The 9,844-nt window shown below is 61.6% G+C and carries 9 protein-coding genes; 6 read left to right on the forward strand and 3 right to left on the reverse strand.

What is annotated here, in order from left to right:
• Position 1: 1 nt before the first annotated feature.
• Positions 2-1,417 carry an acetyl-CoA carboxylase biotin carboxylase subunit gene (locus IAE39_RS03815; protein ID WP_016489867.1) on the reverse strand — a complete coding sequence of 472 codons (1,416 nt, stop codon included), beginning with the start codon at positions 1,415-1,417 and terminating at the stop codon, positions 2-4.
• A 190-nt stretch (positions 1,418-1,607) separates the two neighbouring features.
• Here IAE39_RS03815 and IAE39_RS03820 point away from each other — a divergent pair, with 190 nt between their 5' ends.
• Entirely contained in the window at positions 1,608-2,570 is a 963-nt protein-coding gene (locus tag IAE39_RS03820; protein WP_328825478.1) for a LysR family transcriptional regulator, read from the forward strand.
• Here IAE39_RS03820 and IAE39_RS03825 read toward each other — a convergent pair.
• On the reverse strand, positions 2,512-2,730 hold the full coding sequence (locus IAE39_RS03825; RefSeq protein ID WP_201199557.1) for a PA3496 family putative envelope integrity protein: 219 nt from the start codon (positions 2,728-2,730) through the stop codon (positions 2,512-2,514). The genes IAE39_RS03820 and IAE39_RS03825 overlap by 59 nt on opposite strands.
• A gap of 238 nt (positions 2,731-2,968) precedes the next feature.
• Entirely contained in the window at positions 2,969-3,835 is an 867-nt protein-coding gene (gene hexR / locus IAE39_RS03830; protein ID WP_201199558.1) for a transcriptional regulator HexR, read from the reverse strand.
• 103 nt (positions 3,836-3,938) lie between these two features.
• On the opposite strand from hexR, the gene zwf reads away from it, so the two are divergent.
• From zwf to IAE39_RS03855, 5 genes are all read left to right on the forward strand, one after another.
• Entirely contained in the window at positions 3,939-5,381 is a 1,443-nt protein-coding gene (gene zwf / locus IAE39_RS03835) for a glucose-6-phosphate dehydrogenase (protein ID WP_201199560.1), read from the forward strand.
• A gap of 87 nt (positions 5,382-5,468) precedes the next feature.
• Positions 5,469-5,786: a hypothetical protein gene (locus IAE39_RS03840; RefSeq protein ID WP_201199562.1), complete on the forward strand. Its 318-nt coding sequence runs from the start codon at positions 5,469-5,471 to the stop codon at positions 5,784-5,786.
• A 138-nt stretch (positions 5,787-5,924) separates the two neighbouring features.
• Positions 5,925-8,111, forward strand: a complete 2,187-nt coding sequence (gene uvrD, locus IAE39_RS03845; protein ID WP_201199564.1) for a DNA helicase II — start codon at positions 5,925-5,927, stop codon at positions 8,109-8,111.
• Positions 8,112-8,389: 278 nt separating this feature from the next.
• The gene (locus IAE39_RS03850) at positions 8,390-9,244 is read left to right on the forward strand and encodes a Tim44 domain-containing protein (RefSeq protein WP_201199567.1); all 855 of its coding nucleotides are present in this window, start codon (positions 8,390-8,392) and stop codon (positions 9,242-9,244) included.
• Between the two features lie 114 nt (positions 9,245-9,358).
• Complete coding sequence (locus IAE39_RS03855) at positions 9,359-9,766, forward strand: SMI1/KNR4 family protein (RefSeq protein WP_201199569.1); 408 nt, start codon at positions 9,359-9,361, stop codon at positions 9,764-9,766.
• The last annotated feature ends 78 nt before the right edge of the window (positions 9,767-9,844 follow it).

The following is a 9,844-nucleotide window of genomic DNA, read 5'->3' on the forward strand; positions in this document are numbered from 1 at the left end:
CTCACAGGCCTGCGTGGGCGGCAATGGCGGCGGCGATGGCCAGGGCCAGCTCTTCGGGTTTGCGCTTGATCGAGTAGTTGGTCAGTTCCGGGTGGCTTTCGACGAAGCTGGTGTTGAACTGGCCGCTACGGAATTCCGGATTGCGCAGGATTTCCTGGTAGTACGCGGCGGTGGTCTTAACCCCTTGCACGCGCATGTCGTCCAGGGCCCGCAGGCCGCGGTCCATGGCTTCTTCCCAGGTCAACGCCCACACCACCAGTTTCAGGCACATGGAGTCGTAGAACGGTGGAATGGTGTAGCCGGTATAGATCGCCGTGTCGGTACGCACGCCCGGGCCACCGGGGGCGTAGTAACGGGTGATCTTGCCGAAGCTGGGCAGGAAGTTGTTTTTCGGGTCTTCGGCGTTGATACGGAATTGCAACGCGTAGCCACGGTGCTGGATGTCTTCCTGCTTGACCGAAAGCGGCAGGCCCGAGGCGATGCGGATCTGCTCTCGGACAATGTCGATACCGGTGATTTCCTCGGTGATGGTATGTTCCACCTGCACCCGAGTGTTCATTTCCATGAAGTACACTTCGCCATCGGCGAGCAGAAACTCCACGGTACCGGCGTTCTCGTAGTTCACCGCCTTGGCTGCACGTACCGCCAGGTCGCCGATGTAGGCGCGCTGTTCGGGGGTGAGCTGTGGGCTTGGGGCAATTTCGATGAGTTTCTGGTTACGGCGCTGGATCGAGCAGTCGCGCTCGAACAGGTGCACCACGTTGCCGAAGCTGTCACCGAGGATCTGCGCCTCGATGTGCTTGGGGTTGACGATGCACTTTTCCAGGAACACTTCGGCCGAGCCAAAGGCCTTGGTCGCCTCGGAAATAACCCGCGGGAAGTTCTGTTCCAGTTCTTCACGGCTGTTGCAGCGGCGAATGCCGCGGCCGCCGCCACCGGAGGTCGCCTTGAGCATCACCGGGTAACCGATGCGCTCACCTTCGCTCAGGGCTTCATGAATATCGGCAACGTTGCCTTCGGTGCCTGGGGTAACCGGTACGCCAGCGGCGATCATGGTGCGGCGCGCTTCGGTCTTGTCGCCCATGCGGCGAATCACGTCGGCGGCCGGGCCGATGAACTTGATCCCGCGCTCGGCGCAGATCTCTGCCAGTTCGGCGTTTTCCGACAGGAAACCATAGCCCGGGTGCAGGGCATCACAGCCGGTTTCCACAGCCAGGTTCACCAGCTTGCGCGGGTTCAGGTAACCAGCCAGTGGCTCGGCACCAATGCTGTGTGCTTCGTCGGCACGCTTGACGTGCAAGGCGTGGCGGTCGGCGTCGGAATAGATCGCTACCGAGCGAATGCCCATCTCGGCGCAGGCACGCACGATCCGAACTGCGATTTCACCTCGGTTGGCGATCAGGATTTTTTTTATCACTGGAGTCTTCCCAAAGCCGTAGGAACAGTCGAGCCGGTTCTACCGGTCGGCGCGTGACCAGACGTCGCTGGCCAGTCGCACATTTACCCTAGCGCTGTAGGACGATAAACAAAAATCAATATTTGTTAGGGGCTGTATTAGCAAAAGCTTATAGTTCGGTAACAAGGTGTTGCCGAAGAGCCAATAAAAAATGCGTAAGTCCTTGATGCGTATGACTTTGCGTCAATTGCAGATCTTCAACGAGGTGTGCGATTTGCGCTCGTACAGCCGCGCCGCGGAGGAAATGGCACTGACACAACCCGCCGTTAGTCTACAGATCCGTCAGCTCGAAGAGCTGATCGGCCAGCCGCTATTCGAGTATGTGGGCAAGAAACTCTACCTGACGGAAGCGGCTGAAGCCTTGCAGCGCGCCAGCCGCGATATTTTTGGGCGGCTGGAGAGCCTGGACATGCAGCTGTCGGACATGCAGGGCTCACTGCAGGGGCAGTTGAAGCTGGCGATCGAGTCCAGTGCCAAGTACTTCGTGCCACACCTGTTCGCCGCCTTCAAGCAGCGTCACCCGGAGGTCAACCTGACCCTGACGGTGGTCAACCGCGCCCAGGCCATCCGTCGCCTTTCCGACAACCGTGACGACCTGATCATCATGTCCATGGTGCCGCAGGACATGGGCCTGGAGTTTCTGCCGTTTCTGAACAACCCGATCGTTGCCGTGGCGCCGCCGCAGCACCCGCTGTGCAAGCTGGAGCAGTTGCGCCTGCAAGACCTGGAGCCTCATACCCTGCTGGTTCGCGAGCAAGGTTCGGGCACGCGCAAGGCGTGTGAAGAGTACTTCAAGGACAAACGCGTGCACTTCACCCAGACCCTGGAAGTGGCCTCGGCCGATGCCCAGCGCGAGTGCGTGATCGCCGGCTTGGGTATCGCCCTGCTGACCCGCCACGCAGTCAACCTGGAGCTGGCCACCGGGGTGCTGAAAGAGCTGCCAGTGGAGGAGCTGCCGCTGTACCGCAGCTGGTGCGTGGTGCAGGCCAAGGCCAAGCGGCAATCGCCGGTGGCTTTGGCCTTTCTGGCGTTCATCCGCAGCGAACGTGCGCTGATCAGCGCGATTGTTGAACGTTTTTCGGGGAGGTTGCCGACGACGCCTGCCACACTGTGAGTTCCTGCAACTCGGGGTAGTCCACCAGGTCGCGGAGCAGTTGACGTTGGTCGCAATAGCTCTCGATCGCGCGGCGGTACTCCATGCGGCGCTGATCCTTTTCCTGCTGTTTGCGAGCTTTGGCGTTGGGTTGGTACGTACCGTCGAAGTCACGAGCCATTGCCTGTCTCCCAGATAGGATGCGGGAGTTTCAGACTGGCCTCTGTGGTTTACGGTTTGGCTGTGGAATGGTGACAAAACAATGAAAGTTGCTTTGCCTGTGCCGGCCTCTTCGCGGGTAAATCCGCTCCTACACAGGTACGCGTTCCAATGTAGGAACGGGTTTACCCGCGAAGAGGCCGGATCGCGTTCCAATGTAGGAGCGGGTTTACCCGCGAAGAGGCCGGACCAGGCGGAACTCAGTCGTCGGTAGCCTTGATCGACTTGGGCGACAAACGCAGGCTGCGCAAGCTGCGTTTCACGCTCTTCAGGTGGTTGACCAGGCTCGGCCCGCGCGCCATGGCCACGCCCATGGCCAGCACGTCGATCACTACCAGGTGAGCGATACGCGAAGTCAGCGGGGTGTAGATTTCGGTGTCTTCATGCACATCGATGGCCAGGTTGACTGTCGATAGCTCGGCCAATGGCGTCTGGCTGGGGCACAGGGTGATCAGGTTGGCGCCGCTCTCACGCACCAGATTGGCAGTGATCAGCAAGTCCTTGGAGCGACCCGACTGGGAAATGCACACCGCCACATCGCCCGGTTTCAAGGTTACCGCCGACATCGCCTGCATATGCGGGTCGGAATACGCCGCTGCGCTGAGCAGCAGGCGGAAAAACTTGTGCTGGGCATCGGCCGCAACCGCACCGGAGGCACCAAAACCGTAAAACTCCACACGCTGCGCCTGGGCCATGGCACTCACCGCCTGTTGCAGCGCCAGCGGGTCGAGGTGCTCACGCACTTCCATCAGGGTGTGCAGGGTGGTGTCGAAAATCTTCAGGCTGTAGTCGGCAACCGAATCATCTTCATGGATGGCGAACTGGCCGAAACTGGCCCCGGCGGCCAGGCTCTGCGCCAGCTTCAGCTTCAGGTCCTGAAAACCCGAGCAACCAATGGCGCGGCAGAAACGCACGATGGTCGGTTCACTGATACCCACGCTATGCGCCAGGTCGGCCATCGAGCTGTGCATGACGGCAGCCGGGTCGAGCAGCACGTGGTCGGCCACTTTCAGTTCCGATTTGCGCAGCAGGTGGCGCGATTGGGCGATATGTTGCAACAGATTCACGGGCTGGACTCGGTTATGATCGGCTGGCCGGGTTGTAGCTTTCTTGTAGTTATACTACATGGACGCCAACCCGCCCAGTTAAACGAACGTGGAGAGTGGCGGTTTGACTATTCCTTGCGACATTCTGGTTTTCGGCGGCACCGGCGATCTGGCCTTGCACAAACTGCTTCCGGCGCTCTACCACCTGTTTCGCGAGGCCCGTTTGAACCCAGCCGTGCGGGTCATTGCCCTGGCCCGACGCAACTTGCCCCGAATCGACTACCTGAAGCTCGCCGAACGCCACTGCCGAGCACAGATTGCCCGCAACGACTTCGACGATGAAGTGTGGCAGCGTTTTTCCGCACGCCTCGACTACTTCCCCATGGATGCTTCGCAGAGCGCCGATTTCGGCCGCCTGGCACGCTACCTGGGCGAGCCCGGCGGGCTGACGCGCATCTTCTACCTGGCCACGGCGCCCAATCTGTTCGTACCGATCGCCAACCACCTGCGCGTTGCCGGGCTGGCCGACAGTGAAGCGCGTATCGTGCTGGAAAAACCGATCGGCCACTCGCTGGAATCGGCTACCGCCATCAATGAAGCGATTGGTGAGGTGTTCGAAGAGGGCCAGGTGTTCCGCATCGACCACTACCTGGGCAAGGAAACCGTACAGAACCTGATGGCCCTGCGTTTTGCCAATGCCTTGCTGGAGCCGGTGTGGCGTAACAACCAGATCGACCACGTACAGATCAGCGTTTGCGAGACGCTGGGCGTAGAGAACCGTGGCGGCTACTACGACCGCGCCGGGGCGATCCGCGACATGCTGCAGAACCACCTGCTGCAGCTGCTGTGCCTGGTGGCCATGGAGCCACCGGCGCAGTTCGAAGCCGAAGCGGTACGTGACGAGAAAGTGAAGATCCTGCGCGCGCTCAAGCCGATCACTGGCCAGGACGTTCAGGACAAGACCGTGCGCGGCCAATATGGCGCCGGGCGCATCGGCGGCCAGGAAGTGCCGGCCTACTACTTCGAGAAGGACGTCGACAACGACAGCGACACCGAAACCTTCGTCGCCATCGAGGCGCATATCGAGAACTGGCGCTGGGCGGGCGTACCAATCTACCTGCGCACCGGCAAGCGCATGGCACGTCGCTCTTCGCAAATCGTCATCCAGTTCAAGCCGGTGCCCCACGAGCTGTTCAGCGGTGGCCAGGTCAACCAGCTGCTGATCCAGCTGCAACCGGACGAACGCATCAGCCTGCGCATGATGACCAAGAGCCCGGGCAAGGGCATGCGCCTGGAGCCGGTAGACCTGGACCTGAACCTGGCCCAGGTGTTCAGCCAGACCCGCCGCTGGGAGGCCTATGAGCGTTTGCTGCTGGATGTGCTGGAAGGTGATTCGACACTGTTCATGCGCCGCGATGAAGTCGAAGCGGCCTGGGCCTGGGTCGATCCGGTCATCAAAGGCTGTGAAGAGCACTTCCAGGCGCCGCGCGCGTACCCAGCAGGCAGCAACGGGCCGGAACAAGCCAACAGCCTGCTGGCCAGGCATGGCAGGCACTGGCACAGCTGAAAGATTTCGCTCTCCAATGCCGCTGGCACTACAAGCATTCTGTTGTGCAGAAGGTGCGCACCGCCCTTCCAAGACAGGAGTTCAAACATGATCATCGAATGCAAAGACTGGCATGCCCAGCACGATAAAATGCCACCGGGCGCCCGCCTCCGGGTGCATGGCACCGTCACCGTGAGCCATCCCGGCATCGTGCCGGTGCTGGTAAAGCGCAACATTCAGGACAAGTCCTTTGCACTGGCCCTGGAACTTGAACTGCAACAAGAGGAAGGCAACTTCATTCAAGTCGTCTGCGACAAGCACGTACGCCTTGAACTGCCGGGCGAGCACGGGCCAATCCCGAAAGTGGATATTTTCCACGACGGTCACTTGATCGCCACCATCACCGACATCCTCGAAACCCATTGATGTCGACGGCGGTCATGACAGGCTAAAGGCCTGCCATGGCCGCCTTCTGTCATGAGCGAGCTACCGATCAGCGCTTCAAAGGGTGAATATTCATACAGTGCCATTTACCCTTCCCCTGCTGCGCCCTAGAATGGCCCGATGCGCACAGACGACCTCTCCCTCCTGCTGAACTCCCTTAACGATGCCCAACGCCAGGCCGTAGCGGCCACGCTCGGGCGTCAACTGGTGCTTGCCGGCGCCGGTTCCGGTAAAACCCGCGTGCTGGTGCACCGCATCGCCTGGCTGATCCAGGTGGAGCAGGCATCGCCGCACTCGATCCTGTCGGTGACCTTCACCAACAAGGCCGCTGCCGAAATGCGCCAGCGCATCGAGCAACTGCTGGGGATCAACCCGGCAGGCATGTGGGTGGGCACGTTCCACGGCCTGGCCCATCGCCTGCTGCGGGCGCACTGGCAGGAAGCGCGGCTGGTACAGAACTTCCAGATCCTCGACAGCGACGACCAGCAGCGCCTGATCAAACGGGTGATGCGCGAGCTGGGCCTGGATGAGCAGAAGTGGCCGGCACGCCAGGCCCAGTGGTTCATCAACGGGCAGAAGGACGAGGGCCTGCGCCCGCAACATATCCAGGCCGGTGGCGATCTGTTCCTGGCGACCATGCGCGAGGTCTATACCGCCTACGAGCAGGCCTGTGAGCGTGCCGGGGTCATCGACTTTTCCGAGCTGCTGCTGCGTGCGCTGGACCTGTGGCGCGACCACCCGGGCCTGCTGGAACACTACCAGCGGCGCTTCCAGCATGTGCTGGTAGACGAGTTCCAGGACACCAACGCCGTGCAGTACGCCTGGCTGCGCCTGCTGGCGCGCGGTGGCGCCAGCCTGATGGCGGTAGGTGATGACGACCAGTCCATCTATGGCTGGCGCGGCGCCAAGATCGAGAACATCCACCAGTACACCGCCGACTTCCCCGACGCCGAAATGATCCGCCTGGAGCAGAACTACCGCTCCACCGGCGGCATCCTCAAAGCGGCCAACGCACTGATCGCCAACAACAGCGGGCGCCTGGGCAAGGAGCTGTGGACCGACCTGGGCGAAGGCGAACCACTGACCCTGTACGCGGCCTACAACGAGCACGACGAAGCGCGCTACGTGGTGGAAACCATCGAGAGCCTGGTCAAGCAGGGCAATGCGCGCAGCGAGATCGCCATCCTCTACCGCTCCAACGCCCAGTCGCGGGTGCTGGAAGAAGCCTTGCTGCGCGAGCGCATCCCCTACCGTATCTATGGCGGCCAGCGCTTCTTCGAACGCGCCGAAATCAAGAACGCCATGGCTTACCTGCGCCTGATCGAAGGCCGTGGCAACGATGCCGCCCTGGAGCGGGTGATCAACGTGCCGCCACGCGGTATTGGCGAAAAAACCGTCGAAGCCATACGCGAGCACGCCCGCCACAGCCAGCTCTCCATGTGGGAGGCCATGTGCCAGCTACTCGCCGCCAAGGCCCTGAAAGGCCGCGCCGCCAGTGCGCTGGGGGCGTTCATCGAGCTGATCGAGGGCTTGGCTGCCAAGGTGGTGGACATGCCACTGCATACCATGACCCAGACCACCATCGAGCAGTCCGGGTTGATCATCTATCACCAGGAAGAAAAGGGTGAAAAGGGCCAGGCGCGGGTAGAAAACCTGGAGGAGCTGGTTAGCGCGGCGCGCAACTTCGAGTCCACCGACGAAGATGCCGACCTTTCGCCGCTTTCGGCTTTTCTCGGCCACGCTTCGCTGGAAGCCGGTGATACCCAGGCCGATGAGCATGAAGACAGCATTCAGCTGATGACCTTGCACAGCGCCAAGGGCCTGGAGTTCCCGTTCGTTTTCCTGGTGGGCATGGAAGAAGGCCTGTTCCCGCACAAGATGAGCCTGGAAGAACCCGGCCGGCTGGAAGAGGAACGCCGCCTGGCCTATGTGGGCATCACCCGCGCCATGCGCCAGCTGGTGATGACCTATGCCGAAACGCGCCGCCTGTATGGCAGCGAAACCTACAACAAGGTGTCGCGTTTCGTGCGCGAAATTCCCGCGGGCCTGGTGCAGGAAGTACGCTTGTCCAACAGCGTCAGCCGCCCGTTCGGTGGCGCCAAGACAGCCACCAACAGTAACCTGTTCGCCAATGCCAACATCCCGCAGACCGCCTTCAACCTCGGCCAGCGGGTGCAGCATGCGGTGTTTGGCGAGGGCGTGATCCTCAACTTCGAGGGTTCCGGCGCCCAGGCCCGGGTGCAGGTGAACTTTGCCGAAGGCAGCAAGTGGCTGATGCTGGGGTATGCCAAGCTCGAGGCCCTCTGAGGCCCTGCGCCAGTCACTGATCCTTGCAGGGGCGGCCTTTGTGGGAGCGGCCTTGCGTCGCGATAGGGCCGCAAAGCGGCCCCAGGATTTCAGCATCAAGCTCACAATCGAGGGGCTGCTCTGCAGCCCTATCGCGACACAAGGCCGCTCCCACAGAGCCGGTGGTGCCGGCTTGGTAACATTCAGGCAAAAGCTCGAAACATTATGTCGCTGGTCATGTGCCCGGGAACCTGTGCACCATGGCGCGCGTGCAATCCACAACAGGGGATATCCCAACTATGCAACGTTTTCTTAGCATCGCACTGGCGCTCTGCGTCGGCCTGACGCTGAGCCTGGACGCCAACGCCAAGCGTTTCGGCGGCGGCAAGAGCTCGGGCTCCGCGCCTATTCACCAGACCCGCCAGGCCACGCCAACCGCGCCTGCCGCCGCGCCGACCGCACCTGGTCGTGCCGCCCCGGCCGCCAGCGGTGCTTCGCGCTGGTTGGGCCCACTCGCCGGCCTGGCCGCCGGTGGCCTGCTGGCGTCCATGTTCATGGGCGACGGCTTCGAAGGCTTCCAGATCATGGACTTCCTGATCGTGGCGCTCATCGCCTTCCTGGTGTTCCGCTTCATTGCCGCGCGCCGTCGCCAGCAGCAGCCGCAAATGGCCATGCCAGGCCACGCGCCAATGCAGCGTGAAGCCCACGGCCAGCCTGCCCAGCCGTCGGTCTTCGGGGGTTCGGCCGCACCTGCTGCCGCAGCTGCCCCGGTGATCAACGCCCCGGCCTGGTTCAACGAGCAGAATTTCCTGGCCGCTGCCCGTAACCACTTCCAGTCGCTGCAGCAGCACTGGGATGCCAACGAAATGGACAAGATCGCCGAATTCGTCACGCCGCAAATGCTTGAGTTCCTCAAGCGCGAACGTGCTGAGCTGGGTGATGGCTTCCAGGCCACCTACATCGACAACCTTGAAGTGCAACTGGACGGCCTCGACGACCGCTCCGATCGTACCGACGCCACCCTGACCTTCCGTGGCGTGTCGAAGAACTCGCGCTTCGACCAAGGTGAAGTGTTCAGCGAAAGCTGGCACATGGTTCGCGCTCAAGGTGAGAACCAGCCATGGCTGGTCGCCGGTATCCGTCAGAACGGCTAACCGCTGCGTGCTGCACAAAAAACCCCGGGCCTGTCCCGGGGTTTTTGCTTTTGCCAGAGTGGCCTACTAGGGTATAACGCGCAGCGTTGTCATCTAGGTCAGAGGAAGTTAACCGTGGAAGAAGTGATCGAACAACTCCGTGAAGCCAATGAACCGGTACCGGTGCCCCTGGAGCTTCCCGACGAGGACCAACTGGTCGAGATCGAAGAGCAGCTGTTCATCAACATTCCATTCGTGTTCAAAGAGTTTCTGCTGACCGTAAGTGATGTGGTTTACGGCTCCCTGGAGCCTGTCACTTGTACCGACCCACAGTCGCACACTTACCTGCCAGAAGTTGCCGCCAACGCCTGGGATGCCGGCGTGCCGCGTGAGCTGATCCCGCTGTGCCAGGACGGCGACAACTATTACTGCGTCGAAGAAGACGGCACTGTGGTGTTGTGGGATGCCGATGAAGAGCTTGTCGGTGAGGATAGCTGGGAGTCGGTTTGGCACTGGGCGCGGGATGTTTGGCTGGAGAGCTGATCGTTACCCATTGCCAGGCTAACGCGGTCCCTGTAGGAGCGGCCTTGTGTCGCGATCGGGCTGCGAAGCAGCCCCACC

Origin of the sequence: Pseudomonas sp. S37, from assembly GCF_016658545.1 — a bacterium.
Taxonomy (GTDB): domain Bacteria; phylum Pseudomonadota; class Gammaproteobacteria; order Pseudomonadales; family Pseudomonadaceae; genus Aquipseudomonas.